At 52.3% G+C, this 20,491-nt stretch carries 27 protein-coding genes; all 27 read right to left on the bottom strand.

What is annotated here, in order from left to right:
• Positions 1 to 68 precede the first annotated feature (68 nt).
• A complete protein-coding gene (locus B1781_RS23550) occupies positions 69 to 422 on the bottom strand; it encodes a CPCC family cysteine-rich protein (RefSeq protein ID WP_078118489.1) in 354 nt (117 codons plus the stop codon).
• Positions 423 to 1,082: 660 nt separating this feature from the next.
• Positions 1,083 to 1,337, bottom strand: coding sequence for a hypothetical protein (locus B1781_RS22765; protein ID WP_125931882.1), 255 nt, complete (start codon positions 1,335 to 1,337; stop codon positions 1,083 to 1,085).
• Between the two features lie 218 nt (positions 1,338 to 1,555).
• The gene (locus B1781_RS04360) at positions 1,556 to 2,005 is read right to left on the bottom strand and encodes a hypothetical protein (protein ID WP_125931881.1); all 450 of its coding nucleotides are present in this window, start codon (positions 2,003 to 2,005) and stop codon (positions 1,556 to 1,558) included.
• A 658-nt stretch (positions 2,006 to 2,663) separates the two neighbouring features.
• A complete protein-coding gene (locus B1781_RS04350; protein WP_078118486.1) occupies positions 2,664 to 3,056 on the bottom strand; it encodes a hypothetical protein in 393 nt (130 codons plus the stop codon).
• Between the two features lie 152 nt (positions 3,057 to 3,208).
• Positions 3,209 to 3,583 carry a hypothetical protein gene (locus B1781_RS04345; RefSeq protein ID WP_078118485.1) on the bottom strand — a complete coding sequence of 125 codons (375 nt, stop codon included), beginning with the start codon at positions 3,581 to 3,583 and terminating at the stop codon, positions 3,209 to 3,211.
• A 208-nt stretch (positions 3,584 to 3,791) separates the two neighbouring features.
• A complete protein-coding gene (locus B1781_RS22760) occupies positions 3,792 to 4,046 on the bottom strand; it encodes a hypothetical protein (protein WP_125931880.1) in 255 nt (84 codons plus the stop codon).
• 156 nt (positions 4,047 to 4,202) lie between these two features.
• Positions 4,203 to 4,610, bottom strand: a complete 408-nt coding sequence (locus B1781_RS04335; RefSeq protein ID WP_078118483.1) for a hypothetical protein — start codon at positions 4,608 to 4,610, stop codon at positions 4,203 to 4,205.
• A gap of 156 nt (positions 4,611 to 4,766) precedes the next feature.
• A complete protein-coding gene (locus B1781_RS04330; protein ID WP_164513245.1) occupies positions 4,767 to 5,300 on the bottom strand; it encodes a hypothetical protein in 534 nt (177 codons plus the stop codon).
• A 155-nt stretch (positions 5,301 to 5,455) separates the two neighbouring features.
• Complete coding sequence (locus B1781_RS04325; RefSeq protein WP_125931865.1) at positions 5,456 to 5,890, bottom strand: ClpX C4-type zinc finger protein; 435 nt, start codon at positions 5,888 to 5,890, stop codon at positions 5,456 to 5,458.
• Between the two features lie 589 nt (positions 5,891 to 6,479).
• Positions 6,480 to 6,848, bottom strand: coding sequence for a hypothetical protein (locus B1781_RS22755; RefSeq protein ID WP_125931878.1), 369 nt, complete (start codon positions 6,846 to 6,848; stop codon positions 6,480 to 6,482).
• 156 nt (positions 6,849 to 7,004) lie between these two features.
• On the bottom strand, positions 7,005 to 7,526 hold the full coding sequence (locus B1781_RS04320) for a DUF2199 domain-containing protein (RefSeq protein WP_078118481.1): 522 nt from the start codon (positions 7,524 to 7,526) through the stop codon (positions 7,005 to 7,007).
• Between the two features lie 15 nt (positions 7,527 to 7,541).
• Positions 7,542 to 8,135 (bottom strand): hypothetical protein, encoded by a 594-nt coding sequence (locus B1781_RS04315; RefSeq protein ID WP_078118480.1) that lies wholly within the window; start codon positions 8,133 to 8,135, stop codon positions 7,542 to 7,544.
• Between the two features lie 625 nt (positions 8,136 to 8,760).
• A complete protein-coding gene (locus B1781_RS04310) occupies positions 8,761 to 9,165 on the bottom strand; it encodes a hypothetical protein (RefSeq protein ID WP_078118479.1) in 405 nt (134 codons plus the stop codon).
• 560 nt (positions 9,166 to 9,725) lie between these two features.
• A complete protein-coding gene (locus B1781_RS22750; protein WP_125931877.1) occupies positions 9,726 to 10,106 on the bottom strand; it encodes a hypothetical protein in 381 nt (126 codons plus the stop codon).
• A gap of 584 nt (positions 10,107 to 10,690) precedes the next feature.
• Complete coding sequence (locus tag B1781_RS04305; protein WP_078118478.1) at positions 10,691 to 10,984, bottom strand: SEL1-like repeat protein; 294 nt, start codon at positions 10,982 to 10,984, stop codon at positions 10,691 to 10,693.
• Positions 10,985 to 11,132: 148 nt separating this feature from the next.
• A complete protein-coding gene (locus tag B1781_RS22745) occupies positions 11,133 to 11,525 on the bottom strand; it encodes a hypothetical protein (RefSeq protein ID WP_164513244.1) in 393 nt (130 codons plus the stop codon).
• Between the two features lie 640 nt (positions 11,526 to 12,165).
• Positions 12,166 to 12,531, bottom strand: coding sequence for a hypothetical protein (locus tag B1781_RS04300; RefSeq protein WP_125931875.1), 366 nt, complete (start codon positions 12,529 to 12,531; stop codon positions 12,166 to 12,168).
• Between the two features lie 135 nt (positions 12,532 to 12,666).
• On the bottom strand, positions 12,667 to 13,140 hold the full coding sequence (locus B1781_RS04295) for a hypothetical protein (protein ID WP_125931874.1): 474 nt from the start codon (positions 13,138 to 13,140) through the stop codon (positions 12,667 to 12,669).
• 1,071 nt (positions 13,141 to 14,211) lie between these two features.
• Positions 14,212 to 14,538, bottom strand: a complete 327-nt coding sequence (locus tag B1781_RS04290) for a hypothetical protein (protein ID WP_078118475.1) — start codon at positions 14,536 to 14,538, stop codon at positions 14,212 to 14,214.
• Between the two features lie 127 nt (positions 14,539 to 14,665).
• Entirely contained in the window at positions 14,666 to 15,088 is a 423-nt protein-coding gene (locus B1781_RS04285; protein WP_125931873.1) for a hypothetical protein, read from the bottom strand.
• A gap of 148 nt (positions 15,089 to 15,236) precedes the next feature.
• Complete coding sequence (locus tag B1781_RS04280; protein WP_125931872.1) at positions 15,237 to 15,716, bottom strand: tetratricopeptide repeat protein; 480 nt, start codon at positions 15,714 to 15,716, stop codon at positions 15,237 to 15,239.
• A gap of 160 nt (positions 15,717 to 15,876) precedes the next feature.
• Positions 15,877 to 16,170 (bottom strand): hypothetical protein, encoded by a 294-nt coding sequence (locus tag B1781_RS04275; protein WP_078118472.1) that lies wholly within the window; start codon positions 16,168 to 16,170, stop codon positions 15,877 to 15,879.
• A 167-nt stretch (positions 16,171 to 16,337) separates the two neighbouring features.
• The gene (locus B1781_RS04270; RefSeq protein ID WP_125931871.1) at positions 16,338 to 16,826 is read right to left on the bottom strand and encodes a hypothetical protein; all 489 of its coding nucleotides are present in this window, start codon (positions 16,824 to 16,826) and stop codon (positions 16,338 to 16,340) included.
• Between the two features lie 141 nt (positions 16,827 to 16,967).
• On the bottom strand, positions 16,968 to 17,441 hold the full coding sequence (locus B1781_RS04265) for a hypothetical protein (RefSeq protein WP_125931870.1): 474 nt from the start codon (positions 17,439 to 17,441) through the stop codon (positions 16,968 to 16,970).
• A 255-nt stretch (positions 17,442 to 17,696) separates the two neighbouring features.
• On the bottom strand, positions 17,697 to 17,993 hold the full coding sequence (locus B1781_RS04260) for a hypothetical protein (RefSeq protein WP_078118469.1): 297 nt from the start codon (positions 17,991 to 17,993) through the stop codon (positions 17,697 to 17,699).
• Positions 17,994 to 18,950: 957 nt separating this feature from the next.
• Positions 18,951 to 19,487, bottom strand: coding sequence for a tetratricopeptide repeat protein (locus tag B1781_RS04255; RefSeq protein WP_078118468.1), 537 nt, complete (start codon positions 19,485 to 19,487; stop codon positions 18,951 to 18,953).
• A 571-nt stretch (positions 19,488 to 20,058) separates the two neighbouring features.
• Complete coding sequence (locus tag B1781_RS04250; RefSeq protein WP_078118467.1) at positions 20,059 to 20,466, bottom strand: hypothetical protein; 408 nt, start codon at positions 20,464 to 20,466, stop codon at positions 20,059 to 20,061.
• Positions 20,467 to 20,491: the final 25 nt, after the last annotated feature.

The raw sequence follows: 20,491 nt of genomic DNA, 5'->3' as shown, positions 1-20,491 counted from the left end.
AGCCACGCGCAATAAGGTGCGGAGTGCTGGGCGTCCGAGCGAGCATAGCGAGCGGCTTGAACGACTTGTTATGCATTCCGTTCCCAGTAGTTGTATGAGCTGGACCTTTCAGTTCGGCGCGCTCTCTCTATTTCAACGGGAGTTGTGCAAAATTCTCTGTCTTTCTCGACAAGCTCTCGCCACTTGGGATTCTTCCTATCGGCGGAGCTAGGCGGCCTTGTATCTGAGACAAACCGTTTTTCCATGGCGCCAAAGGCCTTAAAGTTGCTCTGTGCTTCAAACAATGAAGGCGTGTTTGCCCCACCTTGGAACCAAGGATCAGCTTCTTGAACCGGATCATTCTCCCAATAACATATTGGGCAAATTTCGTAGTTCCCCTTCTGATCGATTGTGGCATAACCACAGCAAGCACAGGTTTCCATAGCACATTCTCTTTCTATGCATAACGTCCAGTTAAGCGGCGGCCAGCGCGGAGCGCCGTTTGCGCGACAATGGCGAAGCCATGCGCAACACGGTGCGGAGTACTGGGCGTCCGAGTGAGCGCAGCGAACGGCTTGAACGACTTGTTAGGTGCACAACGGAGTTCGTTACCATGGGCGATGAAATAGCCTCTGCACTCATCAAATGGCACCCCTACCAAGTTCGCACACTGCCTTTTTCGGGCGCTTCCTCGCACTGACCTTCACTCCATGATTCACTTCCGTACCGCGAACATGGCTTCGCGAACCCCCATTTGAATACTGCATCGATCTCATTCCGCTATCGAGCGGCGCGCTTCGATGAAGACTAGCACTGCACCGGAAATTCCGCCGCTGCGCTCGGCCGAGAGCGCCGTAGTTTCCGCAACTGCCGCAATTGCTAGAAACACAATTTTCTTCTGCACCTAACGCCCAGTTAAGCGGCGTTTGGTGCGGAGCGCCTTTTGCGCAAGTATGGCGGAGCCATGCGCAACAAGGCGCGGAGTACCAAACGTCCGAGCGAGCCTAGCGAGCGGCTTGAACGCCTTGTTAGGCGTTGCCACACAACCTTTTTCCTGCCAACCGGTTCTCAACACCATGTTCGCGAAAACATTCATTGCGGAGCTACGATTCAATTGGAGGCCCAAGTTCCGACTCATAGACTTCAGCGCTGTAAATGAATGACTCATTTCTGCCGCGACAGTACGCCAGCACCATCGTCAAACCATCTTCTGAAGTGAAACCTTGATCAAGCTCCAGAATGTCACCGACGATTGGAGCGCGGCCGTTAGCACCTGCAATGGAGTATCGATTTGCCGGCAACTCCGCCATCAGTCGCGCTTGAGGAGAATGTGGAGATGATCGCTTGAACATACCCATACTTTTACGCCTAACGCCCAGTTAAGCGGCGCTTTGCGCGGAGCACTCGCCGCGCAACAATGCCGAAGGCATGCGCAGCAGGTGCGGAGTGCAAAGCGTCCGAGCGAGCATAGCGAGCGGCTTGAACGACTTGTTAGCTATTTCGGTCATGTATGCGATAACCAAAGCACTAGCGATAGCGCAACCAACAACAGAGAATATGTTGCGCTATTGCTGACTCAGCACAACTGCTTGGCCGAAACCGCAGCAATTTCTCCTCGTTTTACCCAGCGCTTGTACAAGACGTAGTGCTCCAACTGAATCGTAAGGAGGTACGACACGACCAGCCAAAAGCACATGAAAGCTACAGACCATTCTGGATACTGCACCCTTTCGAACAACCAGGTTCCGATAGCCAAATAGTAGCCTTGCTGCGAAGGCAGCGCTTCGCTAAGAATACCGGTGATTGCCGCCACTACCAGGGGAACACCAATACCTATGAGTACCGTGGACCAAACGTTTGCAATGAACGAATCTTTGAGCGCATTCATTTTGGATATCTCGCCTTTCGATCCATAAACATAGGCTTCAATCAGTACGATAAGAACACTGCCAAACACAAAGGCGAAGAAGTTCCAATAAAGCAGCAAAGGCCCTCCGCCATTCGCGAGGGCGGCCCCAGGAATCATCAGCATTACCACCAATAGTAAGGCATGCATTCTTATAGCTAACGCCCAGTTAAGCGGCGTTCAGCACGGAGCGCCGTTTGCGCAACAATGGCGAAGCCATGCGCAACACGGTGCGGAGTGCTGGGCGTCCGAGCGAGCATAGCGAGCGGCTTGAACGCCTTGTTAGGCAACCACCGGTTCTTTGAACTCATTGAGTTTGCCATTGGTGCTATTTTGCCACCAGAGTTTCGGCGCCAAAAAGTATTAGATTGGCAATCGTTTGAAGTGCCAACATAACGACGACTACCCAAGGCCATTTGTGCTTGTGCCAATCGTCGGTCGGAATACGTAGAGCAGAAACGACAATAATCAACGCCAGAATTGGGAGAGCGAGCATTGATCTCAAGTTAACAAGCACCAAGAGCAGTATTACGAACGGAAGTGTGCTCTGAAAGAGTGGCGATGCTGCCGACGCACTGTGGTGAGCGGCACCAACCACATTATCTGACTCGATCTCTTCCCTGCTATCTCTCATTTTCCAACAATCTTTCTTGCCTAACGCCAAGGTAAGCGGCATTCGGTATGGAGCGCTTGCTTGGGCAAAATGGCGAAGCCATGCCCAAGCAGGCGTGGAGTGCCGAATGTCCGAGTGAGCATGGCGAACGACTTGACCACCTTGTTAGGCATTTTCTACTACCCGATTTCGAGCAACTGCATTCCAAGCTGCTTGTGCGCCGAAAGAAGGCAGCAACGACAGAATAAGAACAACTACCATTACCCCATAACCTTTTTCAATACTCACGCCTTTGTTTACGGCATAAACGGAAAAAGTGGCAGCTACTAACACCGACATTGCCATAGCCTTACCTACGCCAAATTCTCTTCTGTTTGGGCTCAGACGGTTGAGCAAGCAATGAACGATACCGCCCAATAAACCGAGTTGCGCTGCTAAGACGACCATAAAGGCGCTCTTTCCATCTTGGCCTACAGCCAGCGCTGCGGGAACGAAACCCACAAGTATGGATAGCAGAAGCCAAACACCAATCACTACAACGTACTTAATGATACCCATGAGCCCAATAACTTGTTTTGCCTAACGCCCAGTTAAGCGGCGCTTTGCGCGGAGCGCCCGTTGCGCCAAGATGCCGAAGGCATGCGCAGCTGGTGCGGAGTGCAAAGCGTCCGAGCGAGCATAGCGAGCGGCTTGAACGCCTTGTTAGGCACTTACCACTGCCGCCATTTTTCAGTGACATCAAGCTTGCCGTTTCCATACCCAACCTTTTCAGCAGCCGCAATGATGAGTGCCGCGAGATCTTCTCTTGCATCTGTAAGAATTAGCTCGCCTTCGCATTTCTTGTTCAGCTCGTTCAATGAAACAACCACCTTCCTGACAGCTTCTTTGGCTTTCTGAGTATTCCCTTTTTCGATCTTGCTTAGGGATTCAATGAAAATATCAATGAGCTTCCCACATTTCTTCACATCTTTCTTCGAATACCCCGGATCTAGCCCATTTTCAACGCACTCCGCCAAGTAATCATTCAGCCCATCAAGTGCTGAAGATCTCAGGGTTGCCAGTTCGTTGCTAAGAAGTTGGACCATCTTGTATGCCTAACGCCCAGTTAAGCGGCGCTCAGCATGGAGCGCCGTTTGCGTGAAAATGGCGAAGCCAAACGCAACACGGTGCGGAGTGCTGAGCGTCCGAGCGAGCTTAGCGAGCGGCTTGAACGCCTTGTTAGGCGTTGCCACACAACCTTTTTCCTGCCAACCGGTTTTCAACACCATATTCACGAAAACATTCATTGCGGAACTACGATTCAATTGGATGCCCAAGTTCCGACTCATAAACTTCAGCGCTGTAAATGAATGACTCATTGCTGCCGCGACAGTACGCCAGCACCATCGGCAAACCATCTTCTGAAGTGAAACCTTGATCAAGCTCCAGAATGTCACCGACGATCGGAGCGCGGCCACTAGCACCTGCAATGGAGTATCGATTTGCCGGCAACTCCACCATCAGTCGCGCTCGAGGAGAATGTGGAGATGATCGCTTGAACATACCCATGCTTTTACGCCTAACGCCGTGTTAAGGGGCGGCCAGTGCGTAGCGCCGTTTGCGAAACAATGCCGAAGGCATTCGCAAAAAGGCGCGGAGTACTGGACGTCCCAGCGAGCATAGCGAGCGGCTTGAACGCCTTGTTAGCATTTTGTTTTGCACTGGCTACTTTAGATACTTTAGGTTGGACGTATCAACGTCCTTCAAAACCTGCCGCTCCAGGTGATACTGCGCCGCACGTTCACCTGCCTTACGTTGCTCGGCTAGCTTTTGCTTTTCGACCGCAATTCGCATTTGACGCTGCGCTGCCTCTTGCTGCGATTCGCATTGCCTAAAACCATCTGACCAACCCTGAGCGTAGTTGCTTTCTCGGGAGAATCTTCCTACATCTTTTCGGAATTCATCGAAAAGACTTCCCCCGGCTTTGTTGCCACTATGGCATCCATCGTCGAAGCCTTCCGCATATACCAACGGATAGCCTTTCTTCACCATCGCTTCTTTCTGCGAGACGCACCCTGTTGCCAGTACTAAACTGAGGACAGTAATGACAGGCAGATCGATTGCAACTTTCATAATCACTTCCTCCTCTCAAATGCTAACGCCCAGTTAAGCGGCGGCCAGTGCGGAGCGCCGTTTGCGTGAAAATGGCGAAGCCACACGCAACACGGTGCGGAGTGCTGGGCGTCCGAGCGAGCATAGCGAGCGGCTTGAACGACTTGTTAGCTTCGTTCATGTGTAGGACAACCAAAGCACTAGAGATAACGCAACCAGAAGCAGTGAATACGTTACAGAGTTACTCACCCAGCATAATCGCTTAACTTTAACCACGGCCGCTTCACCTCTTTTTAGCCACCGCTTGAACAACACATAGTGCTCCAATTGGACCGTAAGGAGATACGACACGCCGAGCCAAACATATATGAATGCTACCGAGACGTTTGGATACTGCATTTGATCGAAGACCCACGTGCCTACTGCCAAATAAAGACCCTGGTGCGAAGGCATTGATTCACTGAGAATACCCGTGATCGCCGCCACGACTAATGGCACGCAAAAACCAATTAAAAGCGTGGACCAAAGATTGGCAATGATCGAATCTTTGAGTGCATTCGCTTTGGAAATAGCACCATTAGCGCCATAGACGTAGGCTTCAATTAAAACAATAAAGACGCTGCCAAAGAGGAAAGCAAACAGGTTCCAATACAGCAGCAAAGGCCCGCCGCCATTTGCAAAAACCGGCCCCGATGCCACAAACATTGCCACTGCAAGTAGCGCCCGCATCTTTGAAGCTAACGCCCAGTTAAGCGGCGCTTTGCGCGGAGCGCCCGCTGCGCAACGATGCCGAAGGCATGCGCAGCGGGTGCGGAGTGCAAAGCGTCCGAGCGAGCATAGCGAGCGGCTTGAACGACTTGTTAGGCCTAGACGTTTGCGTAGGCACCTTCGGACTCCATCGTTTCAAACGCAAGTTTTGCGCAAGCCTCGCATATGTGGACACCGGGACCACGAAGAAGACGTTTAGCCTCTCCCTCCGTTTTGCCGCAGAAAGAGCAATATGGCGAGGCTTGTTTCTGTTGTTTCCAGCTGTGAGGGGAGACCTGTGTATTTCTCCAAGCATCCGGAGCTTCCGTATCGACCACGGCCAGATCAAGCGCTGAGAGTTCGCCAGCAACATCATCAGCCCATATCAGTTCTTCGAATTTACCAAGCTCTTTCGAACGGGACGTAGCAGACAGCGTGTAGTAGCCCCGGCCACCGCCTACAGAGTACGTGCATCGCAGCATCAGCATCACTGCATCAGAGCTTCCAGCAGTAGCGACCTCTCTCCCGTTCACCTTCAATCGCAGCGCTTTCATCTCATTTCTCCCGTTGGCCTAACGCCCAGTTAAGCGGCGCTCAGCATGGAGCACCGTTTGCGTGAAAATGGCGAAGCCACACGCAACACGGTGCGGAGTGCTGGGCGTCCGAGCGAGCATAGCGAGCGGCTTGAACGACTTGTTATGTGCGCAACGGAGTGCGTTGCCACAGGGAGATGAATCGGCTACCAAGACGACCCAATTGGCACCAGAGAATGTTGGCACCCGCTTTGGTGAGCGCTTTTCCATTTTTTGCGGCCTTTGCCTCCCTGCCTTAGTTTGCGTTCCGCGATTATTGCTTCGCGAACCCCGGAGGAAAAGCCCCCGATCGCTTTCCGCCATCAGGCGGCACACCCCTTAGCCAGATGATGCAGGGCTTTAGCGTGCTTCAGCACTTGCCAGCGGTAACGGTCTGCACGAAAAGACTTTAATTCTTGACTTGCTATTACCCCGTACATTCTGCACATAACGCCCAGGTAAGCGGCGTTTGGTGCGGAGCGGGCGCTGCGCAAACATGGCGTAGCCATGCGCAAGCGCCCGTGGAGCACCAAACGTCCGAGTGAGCATAGCGAACGGCTTGACCGCCTTGTTAGGCATTTAGGCTTACCTCACCCTTCACGGTTCGATCTGCATCCATGTAAGGGACGCAGGATGACCAACAATATTCGACGTTAAGCTGTTGACCTGTTGCAGTAATTTCTGCCTCGCCTGAAATGATGCGATCCCCTCCAGTCTCAGGAACCCCAATTGCGCCTTTTAGCGCTGCTTTTAGCCCCCTAATATAGGTACATTCTTTAATTCGAAACTCGCCTAGGTATAAGCTGAATTCGGTTTTGCTTCCTATCCACTCGGGGCCCATATCAGAGGTTACAACCCACTCAGCTTCAATTGAGCGCCCTGCGAGATGTTCAAGTAGCTCTGACTTATTTGAGATCTCAATCTCTTTCGGTTCGTCCACTGACTTGCGATTTTCCAGTATGCCTAACGCCCAGTTAAGCGGCGGCCAGTACGGAGCGCCGTTTGCGCGAACATGGCGAAGCCACGCGCAACACGGTGCGGAGTACTGGACGTCCGAGCGAGCATAGCGAGCGGCTTGAACGCCTTGTTAGGCGCTTCACCAATTCTCTTGCACCTCAGGGCATTGCTTGTGAACCATACATGCATAGATTTCCGCTAGCCTGTTCAGCGTTATTCCATGCTCCTGTTCTTGGGCCAACGGATGGCCATTCTTCTCCAGCTCGATAGACGGCCGAATTCCGTTATCACGGATGTGAACTATTGCTTTGAGGTTCTCCGTGTCTGGATACAGCGCAATAGCTGCAGACAACCAGCCCACATAAGGGCCATAGCCGGACCGCTTTTCAACCCCCAGAAGATCTTGGAACTCAAAAAACTCGGATTCGCTCAAGGACACCCACAAGCCCCAAACAAACGGTTCTTCTTCGCCGATCACAGGTATTTCGAGGCAGCCTCGAACAAAAAACCATCTATCTGCGATTACGCATAGATCTTCGGTAAGAAACACTTCTTCATTGCGCTTTTCTTTCGGCACATTCAGATAAAACAACGGGTAATCCCAACCGAACGTCGGAATACCCTCAATCTCCTCGTTACAGCACGCACACTTAAACTTCATGTTTTCCTTTCGCGCCTAACGCCCAGTTAAGCGGCGTTTGGTGCGGAGCGGGCGCTGCGCAAAGATGGCGAAGCCATGCGCAAGCGCCGGCGGAGTACCAAACGTCCGAGCGAGCATAGCGAGCGGCTTGAACGCCTTGTTAGCACTTGCTTCACGGCCAGAGACATATGACCGTAATTCAATCGAATAGTAGTACCCGCCATCGAACATTTCATGAGGATAATCGACGTAGATGTAGCCATTTTGCACTTCATCTTCGCTTAGCAACGTTTCGTAAAAAATGCCCTCTTTCGTAACTTTTGGAATCATCTCCAAGGCAGATAGCACTCGCGCTTTCGGTTGCTCTTTCCACCAGATGTAAGCCCTTAGTTCGGCGCCCGATTTCTCAAGCGGCTGCGCGGTAAGCACCAGCCACGCTTTTTGATACCCATGACCTATAGCGGGGATTTTGATTCGATATTCGCGATTCAGATTTTGGTTTATTTCCGCGAATTCTACTCGGATTCCGTATTCCGATTCCGTGGCGGGAGTAACGTGAGCGAATGCACTCCAGACCGAGTAGGAGCTGGAGGAAAACACGAAGAGCAATATAGCCACAAGCTTTTTCATTACGGGTGCTAACGCCCAGGTAAGCGGCGTTTGGTGCGGAGCGCCTTTTGCGCAAGTATGGCGGAGCCATGCGCAACAAGGCGCGGAGTACCAAACGTCCGAGTGAGCGTTAGCGAACGGCTTGACCGACTTGTTAGATGATTTTTGAAATGCGTTAACTCGGGGGCCAAACAATAAGTTCTGCAGACGCCCCGAATAACACCCATTTGCTCAGCGGGCCGCACGGCATCGAAATAGCCATGCTCAATGATTGGCACTGAATTTCCTATTGGCACAGCGAAACAACCTCCTTATCTTAATACGCACAATCACTCGCTAACTATGGGCCACGGACTGCCAACCTACACCACCACCACGTACCGCGAATAATCGCTGACCCGCAAAGAAAACGGCCTTGATAGCCCACTTTAGCCGCTACTGCGGGACCACGAAACCTTCTTGCTGCACGGCAGCCTATTTACTGGCAGGGGCTCGCCAGCAATCGATTTCTTCTGTGCGCATCTAACGCCCAGGTAAGCGGCGTTTGGTGCGGAGCGGGCGCTGCGCAACCATGGCGGAGCCATGCGCAAGCGCCAGCGGAGTACCAAACGTCCGAGTGAGCATAGCGAACGGCTTGACCGCCTTGTTAGGCGCCCTCATCTTCGCCCAGCTCTCGTTTCAATTTTTTTAGACTTAGACGCGCGAGTTCATCCTGAACAGGCTGCACTTCGACGTACCACTTGTAGAACCCCCACCCCAGGAGACAAAAGCCGAACGCCGCGAAAACGGATATTGCATTTCGTAGGAACTTCTTATCGTCTAACGCTACCTCAATCTTGCGCTTCAAAGCGGAGAATTGAGCTTCTTGGGGAACGCTCCGCGCTTGCATAGACTTCAACGTTACATACTCGACATTCGACTCGAATAGAAGATCGTTGGTTGACTTGGAAATAAGCATAATAGATGCGAAAGACGCTATTACGATCAGCAAACCGAATAACGCCGAAAACTTATATAAGCTATCTGTGGGGAGTGGAATTTGTCCTTGCATAGATTTCTCCTTGTATTTCGCCTAACGCCTCAGCTAAGCGGCCCGCGGCGAAGCCGTGGGTCCGAGCGAGGAACAAAGTGACGAGCGGCTTGAGCGACTTGTTAGGCAACTCGTAGAATAAAAACAGCCACCACGGTTGGCTGCCCCACCCGACAATACACAAGCCATCGAACTCGCCTTTTCGATGAAACTACCACCAATTTTTCTGCGGACAAAAGGGTTGCCTGCGTGCTCAATGATTTGATGCCTAAAACGATGCGCGGCCGCTAGGCACCATTCCGCGCAGGGACTGTTCTCTTGGCACCCAAGGTCGGAGCAACCTTTGAAGCCATATTTGCTCGCAATGCAACCGGGCGGCTTTAGTAGACCTTCGTAGGATTGCAGCATTTCCGATGCTCTAAAGAAACTCAAAGAGTGTTTTGCCTAACGCCCAGGTAAGCGGCATTCAGCATGGAGTGCTTGCTCGGAAAAAAATGGCGAAGCCATGCCCGAGCAAGTGCGGAGTGCTGAATGTCCGAGTGAGCCGCAGGCGAGCGGCTTGACCGCCTTGTTAGCGCAATTCATTCATCGGCGCCTTCAACGTAACCTACGTACCGGTAGTACACCGAACCCTGCTCAGTTTCTACTCTTGACAGTTCCAATAGTGAACCCGATCTGATGGGGCGGCCAACTGGCGCTTGTACCAACACAGTTTGACCATTTTTCAATTGAACGGACAATCTCGAATGCGCTGAGCCAGTGTTTCCTTGGAATTGATGAATACCAACAACCCTTCCGATTTTCTTTTCCGATTTGGCTACCCGATCATTGGCTTTATAGATATTCCAAGCAAGCACGGCCAATACGACAAGAACAAACCCAATTGCGAACTTCGATTTTGTGATTGCCTTTAGCCAAGATTCGCGGCCTTGGCGCTGAATTTCCTTTGCTATTCGATCCATGCCTTCCTAGCGCTAACGCCCAGTTAAGCGGCGGCCAGTGCGGAGCACCGTTTGCGCAAAGATGGCGAAGCCACGCGCAACACGGTGCGGAGTGCTGGGCGTCCGAGCGAGCATAGCGAGCGGCTTGAACGCCTTGTTAGGTTGCATGATCTTTAACCCCTCTTAGCAACGCACGCCTAGTAAAAACGAAAGCAGCTAAGCCAAAAACCAGCACAATAGCAATTGCTAAAAGGTACCCAGCATCGCTAACCGCAAGCTTTGAAAAATGAAGCGGACCGTTGCTAAGTTTGCAATCCAATGTTTCCCAGCGAAAGACTCCACTTTGCTCAAGACAATGATTCCTTGCAACAAACGCGAACGCTGCACTAAGTAGCAGGAGCGTAACAATCGAAGTAGCCACGGCAATGGCAAGGGGCAACATGCTTTGTGATCGATGCTCTTGCATTTGCAACCTAACGCCCAGTTAAGCGGCGCTTTGCATGGAGCACCAGCTGCGCAACAATGCCGAAGGCATTCGCAGCAGGTGCGGAGTGCAAAGCGTCCGAGCGAGCTTAGCGAGCGGCTTGAACGCCTTGTTAGGCGTTTCACCCAAAGCCTTTTGAAAGCTCATTGAAGACATCAATTTCTCGCTGCTTTTCAATGATTTCGACCATTGCCAAAATCTCTGGTTGATCGCATTCCTTTGCCTTGCTCAGCCAATACTCACCAATTAAAAGATCAGCATCTTTGATCAGGCCTCGCATGTGAAGATACGCCACATTTACTTGGGCCATTGGATTTCCATTCTCCGCCAGCGGGAGCCACAACTCGCACGCCTTCTCGAACTCGCGATTCTGTGCGGCAACCAATCCCACTTGCCAGTTATCAACTTTGCTCATTTTCAGACTAAGGATCTATTACGCCTAACGCCAAGGTAAGCGGCATTCGGCATGGAGCGCTTGCTTGGGCAAAATGGCTAAGCCATGCCCGAGCAGGCGTGGAGTGCCGAATGTCCGAGTGAGCATAGCGAACGACTTGACCACCTTGTTAGGCATTTTCTACTACCCGATTTAGAGCAACTGCATTCCAAGCTGCTTGTGCGCCGAAAGAAGGCAGCAACGATAGAAAAAGAACAACTACCATTACCCCATAACCTTTTTCAATACTCACGCCTTTGTTTACGGCATAAGCGGAAAAAGTGGCAGTTACTAACACCGACATTGCCATAGCCTTGCCTACGCCAAATTCTCTTCTGTGTGGGCTCAGACGGTTGAGCAAGCAATGAACAATACCGCCCAATAAACCGAGTTGCGCTGCTGAGACGACCACAAAGGCGCTCGTTCCATTTTGGCCTACAGCCAGCGCTGCGGGAACGAAACCCACAAGTATGGATAGCACAAGCCAAACACCAATCACTGCAACGTACCTAATGATACCCATGAGCCCAATAACTTGTTTTGCCTAACGCCCAGGTAAGCGGCATTCAGCACGGAGCACTTGATCGGGCAAACATGGCGAAGCCAAGCCCGAGCAAGTGCGGAGTGCTGAATGTCCGAGTGAGCGTAGCGAGCGGCTTGACCGACTTGTTAGATGCTTTTTGGAATGCGGTAACTCGGAGGCGAAAAAGAACTTTCTGCGCCGGGCTGGGTAGACGCTCGTTGACTCGACGGGCGGCACGGCACTGAAATGGCCATGCTCAATGATTGGCACTGACTTTCCTACTGGCACCGTGAAACAACCTCCTTATTTCATTTCGCCCCATCGCTCGCTAATTATGGGCCACGGAATATCAGCATACACCGCAACCTCGTACCGCGAATAATCGCTGACCGACAAAGAAAGCGGCCTCGAATCCCTCACTTTAGCCGCTACCGCGGGACCACGAAACCCGCTCGCTACACAGCAGCAAATTTGCTGGCACGGGCTTGCCAGCATTCATTTTCTTTTGCGCGCATCTAACGCCAGGTTAAGCGGCATTCAGCACGGAGCGCCTGATCGGGCAAAAATGCCGAAGGCATGCCCGAGCAGGTGCGGAGTGATGAATGTCCGAGTGAGCATAGCGAACGGCTTGAACGCCTTGTTAGGTGCATTTCTGCTCATCTTTTGTGGACCATAGGAATTCGGAACACGCAAACACGTAACTCACTCCGACAGTGAAGATTGCAGCATAGCCCCAGTGCTGATTGGCGTAAAAAACCACCGAAGCCAGAACCGCAGCGCAAACAGCAAGTACCAACGAAGCTATTAGTGCGATTCGATTGAACAGCAGCATACCGACCGACAACCCAACCATTGCAAACGACGTTGGCAACCCAATCCATTGCTGGTGCGCTCTGTACTCGGTGAATCCGAAGGTATAAACCCACGCCGCCGCAAAAAACAGTGGCACTAAAGCACACAGGACAATCAAACCCTTCTGCATTACACGGTAGCTAAGATTTCTCATTCTTCGACCACCTAACGCCCAGTTAAGCGGCGGCCAGTACGGAGCGCCGTTTGCGTAACAATGGCGAAGCCATGCGCAAAAAGGCGCGGAGTACTGGGCGTCCGAGCGAGCATAGCGAGCGGCTTGAACGCCTTGTTAGCCACGTTTTGATTCCTCAGCCTCCAGCCAATCATCGGTGTGACGATGACGATTGAGGCCAACAGCATCGAATTCATCAACTGCATGTTCCGAAACGGTGACGCCAATTGATGCCAAGGCTTCATTGATCGGGCCAATCTCGGCATAGAATGGCCCATAAGACAACTGGCCACCCGAAAACGCCGCGGCACCTTGCTCACCAACGCCACCAAAATAATCAGTTTCGACATAGACGATCGCGCCACCCTTCGATGCACGTGCTACTAGGAGAGCTAGTTGCTTTGAAAGGTAGGTGAAGCCACTAGCAACCTCCGTTTGCGGTTGTGTGACGAAGGCATCGATGTCCTCGTCACGAAGCGGTAGGAAACCGAAACCTTGGTTAATCTCTCTAGGGTTGGGCAACGAATTTTGAGAAGCAAAGACTTCCAGTAATTCTTTTCTTGCAACGAGGCCTGTAATGGAGTGACTCATAGTGGCTAACGCCCAGTTAAGCGGCGGCGAGCATGGAGCACCGTTTGCGCAACGATGGCGGAGCCATGCGCAATAAGGTGCGGAGTGCTGGGCGTCCGAGTGAGCGAAGCGAGCGGCTTAAACGACTTGTTATGTGCGCAACGGAGTGCGTTGCCACAGGGAGATGAATCGGCCGCCAAGACGATCCAATTGGCACCAGAGAACGTTGGCACCTGGGTTGGTGAGCGCTTTTCCATCTTTTTTGCGACCTTTGCCTCCCTGCCTTAGTTTGCCTTCCGCGATTATTGCTTCGCGAACCCCGGAGGAAAAGCCCCCAGTCTCTTTCCGCCATCAGGCGGCGACCCTCTTGGCTTGATGGTGCAGGGCCCTAGCGCGCTTCAGCACTCACCAGGGGTAACGGGCTGCACGAAAAGACTCTAATTCTTAGCTTGCTATTGCCCCATACTTTCTGCACATAACGCCCAGGTAAGCGGCGTTTGGTGCGGAGTGCCTTTTGCGCGAATATGGCGGAGCCATGCGCAACAAGGCGCGGAGTACCAAACGTCCGAGTGAGCGTTAGCGAACGGCTTGACCGACTTGTTAGACGCTTTTGGAAATGCGTTAACTCGGAGGCAAAAAAGGACGTTCTGCACACACCCCAAATAACGCCTATTTGCTCTACGGGCCGCACGGCAACAAAATAGCCACGCTCAATGATTGACACTGACTTTCTTATTGGCACAGCGAAACAATCTCCTTATCTCGACACCCGCAAGCGCTCGCTAATTATGGGCCGCGGGCTATCAGGCTACACCGCAACCACGTACCTCGAATAATCGCTGACCACCAAAGAAAGCGGCCTTGATAACTCACTTTAGCCGCTACTGCGGGACCACGAAACCCTCTCGCTACACCGCAGCCAATTTACTGGCACGGGCCTGCCAGCAATCAATTTCTTATGTGCGCATCTAACGCTCAGTTAAGCGGCGGCCAGTGCGAAGCGCCGTTTGCGTGAAAATGGCGAAGCCACACGCAAAAAGGTGCGGAGTGCTGGGCGTCCGAGCGAGCATAGCGAGCGGCTTGAACGACTTGTTAGCCATCTTCGCCCTCTTGTTCTTCCACTTCCCATTCGCCATCAACCTCTTCTCTCCATGCCAGCCAACCACGCGGCAATGAGGCAAACGCCCGTACCATCGGATGCTTTTCATACATACACCCTAAGCAAGCTACCACCATATCTTTTTGATCATCTGTGGTACCACAAAGAAACTGCCAATCGCCATTATCATCATGTGCGACCAGCATAATTGGATGCGCTTCGTACATGACCTGCTTGGTTGAAAACGCGGCGCTGTTGATTGGTTCTTCGAACGGCCATTCCCGCTCATCGAAGTTATGTGCATGGGTATCTGTTTTCATGGCTAACGCCCAGGTAAGCGGCGTTTGGTACGGAGCGCCTTTTGCGCAAACATGGCGAAGCCATGCGCAAAACGGTGCGGAGTACCAAACGTCCGAGCGAGCGTTAGCGAGCGGCTTGACCGACTTGTTAGGCGTTTCGAGGCAGCCAAATTTCTTCTCGCTCAAATGCGTACAAATACAAGCCCCTAAGCTCAATCGCGTAGATAAGAAGCGAAATGAACAGGCTACCAATTAACACCGTGATGACAGCTAGCGGCAATTCATCTTCGGCAGAGACACCACTCACTGCCACTGCAAGCAAGATACCGGCTATCGCCAATACTGCTATTGCCGCTAGCCAAAAATAGCCTTTCCAGAAGTTTACACTCCAGATGCGTTTCTCGAATGCCAGACCATATAGCCCGACAAGATTCATAAAAGCGAGAATGAGGCTCGGCTGAAACTCAAAGGATGATATCGCACCGAATACGCTAAACAGAAAAAAAGAGAAAAGAGCAAACCAGATGATTTTCCACATGCTCGGATTCTTTTCAAAATTTTTCCAGCTCATCGAAACTTGTTCCCTTTTTTCTGCCTAACGCCCAGTTAAGCGGCGGCCAGTGCGGAGCACCGTTTGCGCAACAATGGCGAAGCCATGCGCAAAAAGGTGCGGAGTGCTGGGCGTCCGAGCGAGCATAGCGAGCGGCTTGAACGCCTTGTTATGTTTGATTTTCATCTAACAGACTTTGGGCTTCTTCCATTGTTGCGATCGCAACGTTCTGACTTGCCGCTGCCGCCATCAAAAATGCTGATACGCTTCGCAGTGAGGCACCTCGAGACAATAGAAGCTTCGCCAGCTCAAGATTGGCATCTTCATCGCCAGCAGCTATGGCCTTCTTGAACCACGCTTCAGACTTCCGATACAGCCGCTGCTCTTTGTACGCGATAGCAAGATTTGAGAAGGCCGACATTTCTCCGTAAGCCAACGCCTTTTTGTACCAAAACATTTCGCGCTCACGATTTGGCGAACCATTGGCCCCATCTCCGTACAGAACCCCGAGGTTCAACATACAGCCTGAATCGCCCGCCTCTGCGCCACCTTTGAAAAGGCGAAACGCCTCCTTGGGCCTTCCGTTCTCAAAGAGCCTACTCGCACGCATGAAAAGTGGATATACCCATTTCCTCAAACGGATCTCCATCAAACATAACGCCCAGTTAAGCGGCGCTTTGCGCGGAGCGCCGGCTGCGCAACAATGCCGAAGGCATACGCAGCAGGTGCGGAGTGCGAAGCGTCCGAGCGAGCATAGCGAGCGCCTTGAACGACTTGTTAGAGCTTTTTACGCACATTCTTTTGACATACTAAGGCACAGTTAAAAGGGTGACGGCTAACAGCAAGGGTACCAAAGCGTTTATGCCCCAGAAGTTCCGCCACCAACCCAACCCTGGCGCTTTCGACAAACACGTACCCACCAGCACCACCATAGACACCAAGAATACCGGCAAACCCAGCTTGAAAAGAAAAATTGCCAGCTCGAAATCGGCCTGAGCACTTCCGGCACCATCCCCGACCAACGAATATGCTGCGAACAGAATGAGCCAGATGTTCACGCCGGCGACGGCGATTGACGGAACAAATTTAAGAGCCGATTCCATTCTTATCTTTCTAGCTCTAACGCCCAGTTAAGCGGCGCTTTGCGCGGAGCACCTGCTGCGCAACAATGCCGAAGGCATGTGCAGCAGGTGCGGAGTGCAAAGCGTCCGAGCGAGCCTAGCGAGCGGCTTGAACGCCTTGTTAGGCGATTTTCCCCAATCAAAACAGCTCATGTATCTACCGTTACGCCAGTTACCGCGCCGCGCTCAAAATGGCACGTGAACAGGACGCCGGAATTATTCTTGATACACTCGAAAGTGATCTCCCAAGCTTGCGCGATATCTCCTTTCAAAGGAACACCCACGCTGCCCAAGACAAAAGCCTCTCGCCATGAAGGCGGCAAAACCTCTTTGAAAACGTTTGAATACTTGGGAGCGACGAATTCTCGGCACTGTTCGAAATAACGATCGAGGTTATTGGTGACCTCCAAAAAGAACTTTTCTTGCTCGATGGATGGCCGTTCCGTTTCTACAGTATCGATTGCGATACAAACTTCATTATCGGTAAAAGACTCGTGTAGCCAATACGGCCCCTTCGCACCTTGTTGGAATATGAGACTACCAAAGACCGGGTGATCGATAGCCGGCACCTTTCTTCCGAATGCCGCACCTGGGCCAAACCACCTTCTCCCAAACCATCGCTGCAGTATTTCGCGCATGTTTACTCGCCTAACGCCAAGGTAAGCGGCATTCAGCACGGAGCGCTTGCTCGGGAAAAAATGGCGAAGCCATGCCCGAGCAAGTGCGGAGTGCTGAATGTCCGAGCGAGCTTGCGAGCGGCTTGACCGCCTTGTTAGCCATTACTGCTCCTTCTCAATCTCCGATTGCATAAGCTCGTGGAACTGGACAATGCATTTCTCGCAGATACTGCCTCGGCCAAATGCATAAAAATACCAAACCTGATCTGGCCGGATTCCACAGAAGGTGCACGCATCTTCCGAGAACACCTCATCAAGATATGCCTCAGTTTGTTCTTCCGTATATCCCGTTTCCTGCCAGAGACCGGAGATGCCTTCGTAATAGGATTCGGCTTTTTGCTTTGCCTCATCGACCGAAGCACAACCGACAATTCCCAGCACTCGCCACTCTTCATCGCAGTGCAATATTAGGATATCGCTATTATCTGCTTGCGCTATTACAAGAATCGGGACTTGGCCCAATCGCTCACCATCGACAATCAAGCACTGACGCCCAGTGAACTTCACAGGAGGTTGTGTTTTCGCCCAAGCTATTGGACGGGTGCATGCAATTGCGTATGGCGGTTGATCGTTCATTTCTTATGGCTAACGCCGAGTTAAGCGGCGGCCAGCACGGAGCACCGTTTGCGCAACAATGGCGAAGCCATGCGCAATAAGGTGCGGAGTGCTGGGCGTCCGAGCGAGCATGGCGAGCGGCTTGAACGACTTGTTATGTGCGCAACATTCACACGACATTTGAGGATGGGAGCTTTCTTGTGGCAGCAGAGCCGACGAACGCCGACAGAGCGAAACGCCCGGTTATCGGGGAATATTGCAAACGGTTCGGGACTTCTACTCATCAAGCGCACTATTTACTGCCTCCCAATTCATGTAGCGCAGATCTACCGGTAGATTGCGCTTTATACGGACAAAGTAACCGAGAGTTGAGGCTAGGCCACCCAGGAAGACACCAAAAGGAAGACTGTAGGGACCGAATTCGAAAACGACGAAGACTCCAAGCCCAATCGAGAACACCAACGCCAGCCAGAATGGCTTTGGTTGAATCGAAAGCACATCGATGAAAGAGATGCGTTCTTTTCCCCGCAATGCCACCCAAGTTTCGAGCCTGTATCTTTCTGATTTCTTCATCTCTTAAAGCACATAACGCCAAGCTAAGCGGCGGCCGGCGCGGCCGGACGTCCGAGTGAGGAGCAAAGCGACGAACGACTTGAGCGCCTTGTTATATGCGCTACGGAGTGCGTTATCACTGCAGCGGAAGGATTGGGTGATGCCAAGGCCTGGCACCCCAAGATGTTCTGCACTTGGCTGGACGAGTGCTCGAACCATTACCTGCCTCCCTGCTCCCGGTTTCGTTATGTACCTACCGCCTCGATTTTGGCCCGATGCGCCCCGGAGGAAAAGCCCCGGGTACCTTTCCCGCCATTAGCGGCGCACCCCTTGGCAAGAGACTGCAGGCTGTAGCGGCGCATCGGCGCACACAGCCGCCTTGGGCTGCACGAAATGAATTAAATTCGTGGCTTACTACTGCCCGGTATTTACTGCATATAACGCCAAGCTAAGCGGCGGCTGGCGAAGCCAGACGTCCGAGTGAGGAGCAACGCGACGAACGACTTGAGCGCATTGTTATATGCGCTACGGAGTGCGTTATCACTGCAAGAGAAGGATTGGGTGATGCCAAGGCCTGGCACCCCAAGATGTTCTGCACCTGGTTGGACGAGTGCTCGAACCATTACCTGCCTCCCTGCTCCTGGTTTTGTTATGTACCTACCGCCTCGATTTTGGCCCGACGAGCCCCGGAGGAAAAGCCCCGGGAACCTCTACCGCCATTAGCGGCGCACCCCTTAGCCAGATGCTGCAGGCTGTAGCGGCGCTTTGGCGCGCACAGCGGCTATGGGCTGCACGAAATGAATTAGATTCGTGGCTTACTACTGCCCCGTATTTACTGCATATAACGCCAAGGTAAGCGGCATTCAGCATGGAGCACTTGCTCGGGCAAAAATGGCGAAGCCATGCCCGAGCAAGTGCGGAGTGCTGAATGTCCGAGTGAGCCGAAGGCGAACGACTTGACCGCCTTGTTATATGCCATTATTCAGGCTCCGCCATCTTCTCCGACAACTCATCAATGAACGCGGGCTTGATATTCGCTCCAGCACCCCGTGCCGTTTTGACATACCGCCATGCCTCCGCGTACCTCTGATTTTCAAAGTACCAGACCGCAATATTAACGTTCACATCACCATCATCGGGTGCGAGCTGCAGAGCTTTTTGTAGTGACACAAGTGCCTCTTCATTCTTACCTGAATAGAGCAACGCAAGCCCTAGATTGCTGTGCGCGTAGGGAAACGATGGCGCCAATTCGATGGTTTTACGATAGTACTCAATAGCTTCTTCCAGCCTTTTTTCAGTACTCAATACGTACGCCGTACCGAAGTAAGACGGCGCAAAATCGGGCTTCAATATTCGGGCTTGATTGAAACGCTTCAGCGCAGTTTCCGAATCTCCCTGCGCGAAATACTGCCAGCCTAGCTCAACGGCACCCTTCGCATGAGCTTCCATGTTTTCAGCCGCTAGTACTGAGTGCCAGCAAAGTACGAGTAAGATCGAGATAACTGCAGTCTTCATGGCATATAACGCCCAGTTAAGCGGCGGCCAGTGCGGAGCGCCGTTTGCGCAATAATGGCGAAGCCATGCGCAACACGGCGCGGAGTGCTGGGCGTCCGAGTGAGCGTAGCGAACGGCTTGAACGACTTGTTAGGTGCGCAACGGCGTACGTTACCATGGGCGATGAAATGGCCTTTGCACTCATCAAATGGCACCCCTACCAAGATTGCACACTGCCTGTTTATTGCGTTTCCTCGCACTGACCTTCACTCCAAGAGCAACTTGCGTACCGCGAATACGGCTTCGCGAACCCCCATTTGAATACTGCACCGATCTCATTCCGCTATCGAGCGGCGTGCTGCGATCAAGACTAGCACTGCACCAGAAGTTTCGCCGCCGCGCTCAACTGAGAGCACCGTAGTTCCAACAACTGCCGCGATTGATAGAAACACATTTTTCTTCTGCACCTAACGCTAGGTTAAGCGGCATTCAGCATGGAGCGCTTGCTCGGGGAATAATGGCGAAGCCATACCCGAGCAAGTGCGGAGTGCTGAATGTCCGAGCGAGCATAGCGAGCGGCTTGAACGACTTGTTAGATGCTGCTCCACAGCTTCTTTCTCCCTAGCCATAGCAATTGAGCCGTGATCATCAGCGGCACGACAACGACCAACGAATACCAGCCGCCATCGAAGAATAGAGTTGAACCCGCCAAAACTGCGGCTGCTATACCGAATGATACGAACAGTAGCGTAGTTCTTGGGTAACGATATGGTTCGCCATCTTCGTACGAAACCTCAACCGTCAGTATAAGAACGCCAACAGCACCTAGCACTCCCAGAGGCACACCGAGCGCTACCGCCGTTTCGAACATTCCGGCAGTTCCCCCAATCACCATCGCGACGGTTCCCGGCCACACAATGGAACCCCATACCAAAAACATCAGTATGGGAAAGAATCCAATGATCACTTCAAAGATTATGTAAACGCGGTTCTTTATCATCTAACGCCCAGTTAAGCGGCGTTTT

This window comes from Thiosocius teredinicola (assembly GCF_002009425.1).
In the GTDB taxonomy this organism is placed as follows: Bacteria; Pseudomonadota; Gammaproteobacteria; order Chromatiales; family Chromatiaceae; genus Thiosocius; species Thiosocius teredinicola.
Note: the sequence above shows the minus strand (reverse complement) of the source record. Positions and strands in the feature narration are given on the sequence as shown.

Coding starts and splice junctions, on each gene's coding strand:
- B1781_RS23550 (WP_078118489.1), bottom strand. CDS start 422: ATGGAAACCTGTGCTTGCTGTGGTTATGCCACAATCGATCAGAAGGGG.
- B1781_RS22765 (WP_125931882.1), bottom strand. CDS start 1,337: ATGGGTATGTTCAAGCGATCATCTCCACATTCTCCTCAAGCGCGACTG.
- B1781_RS04360 (WP_125931881.1), bottom strand. CDS start 2,005: ATGATTCCTGGGGCCGCCCTCGCGAATGGCGGAGGGCCTTTGCTGCTT.
- B1781_RS04350 (WP_078118486.1), bottom strand. CDS start 3,056: ATGGGTATCATTAAGTACGTTGTAGTGATTGGTGTTTGGCTTCTGCTA.
- B1781_RS04345 (WP_078118485.1), bottom strand. CDS start 3,583: ATGGTCCAACTTCTTAGCAACGAACTGGCAACCCTGAGATCTTCAGCA.
- B1781_RS22760 (WP_125931880.1), bottom strand. CDS start 4,046: ATGGGTATGTTCAAGCGATCATCTCCACATTCTCCTCGAGCGCGACTG.
- B1781_RS04335 (WP_078118483.1), bottom strand. CDS start 4,610: ATGAAAGTTGCAATCGATCTGCCTGTCATTACTGTCCTCAGTTTAGTA.
- B1781_RS04325 (WP_125931865.1), bottom strand. CDS start 5,890: ATGAAAGCGCTGCGATTGAAGGTGAACGGGAGAGAGGTCGCTACTGCT.
- B1781_RS04320 (WP_078118481.1), bottom strand. CDS start 7,526: ATGAAGTTTAAGTGTGCGTGCTGTAACGAGGAGATTGAGGGTATTCCG.
- B1781_RS04315 (WP_078118480.1), bottom strand. CDS start 8,135: ATGAAAAAGCTTGTGGCTATATTGCTCTTCGTGTTTTCCTCCAGCTCC.
- B1781_RS04310 (WP_078118479.1), bottom strand. CDS start 9,165: ATGCAAGGACAAATTCCACTCCCCACAGATAGCTTATATAAGTTTTCG.
- B1781_RS22750 (WP_125931877.1), bottom strand. CDS start 10,106: ATGGATCGAATAGCAAAGGAAATTCAGCGCCAAGGCCGCGAATCTTGG.
- B1781_RS04305 (WP_078118478.1), bottom strand. CDS start 10,984: ATGAGCAAAGTTGATAACTGGCAAGTGGGATTGGTTGCCGCACAGAAT.
- B1781_RS22745 (WP_164513244.1), bottom strand. CDS start 11,525: ATGGGTATCATTAGGTACGTTGCAGTGATTGGTGTTTGGCTTGTGCTA.
- B1781_RS04300 (WP_125931875.1), bottom strand. CDS start 12,531: ATGAGAAATCTTAGCTACCGTGTAATGCAGAAGGGTTTGATTGTCCTG.
- B1781_RS04295 (WP_125931874.1), bottom strand. CDS start 13,140: ATGAGTCACTCCATTACAGGCCTCGTTGCAAGAAAAGAATTACTGGAA.
- B1781_RS04290 (WP_078118475.1), bottom strand. CDS start 14,538: ATGAAAACAGATACCCATGCACATAACTTCGATGAGCGGGAATGGCCG.
- B1781_RS04285 (WP_125931873.1), bottom strand. CDS start 15,088: ATGAGCTGGAAAAATTTTGAAAAGAATCCGAGCATGTGGAAAATCATC.
- B1781_RS04280 (WP_125931872.1), bottom strand. CDS start 15,716: ATGGAGATCCGTTTGAGGAAATGGGTATATCCACTTTTCATGCGTGCG.
- B1781_RS04275 (WP_078118472.1), bottom strand. CDS start 16,170: ATGGAATCGGCTCTTAAATTTGTTCCGTCAATCGCCGTCGCCGGCGTG.
- B1781_RS04270 (WP_125931871.1), bottom strand. CDS start 16,826: ATGCGCGAAATACTGCAGCGATGGTTTGGGAGAAGGTGGTTTGGCCCA.
- B1781_RS04265 (WP_125931870.1), bottom strand. CDS start 17,441: ATGAACGATCAACCGCCATACGCAATTGCATGCACCCGTCCAATAGCT.
- B1781_RS04260 (WP_078118469.1), bottom strand. CDS start 17,993: ATGAAGAAATCAGAAAGATACAGGCTCGAAACTTGGGTGGCATTGCGG.
- B1781_RS04255 (WP_078118468.1), bottom strand. CDS start 19,487: ATGAAGACTGCAGTTATCTCGATCTTACTCGTACTTTGCTGGCACTCA.
- B1781_RS04250 (WP_078118467.1), bottom strand. CDS start 20,466: ATGATAAAGAACCGCGTTTACATAATCTTTGAAGTGATCATTGGATTC.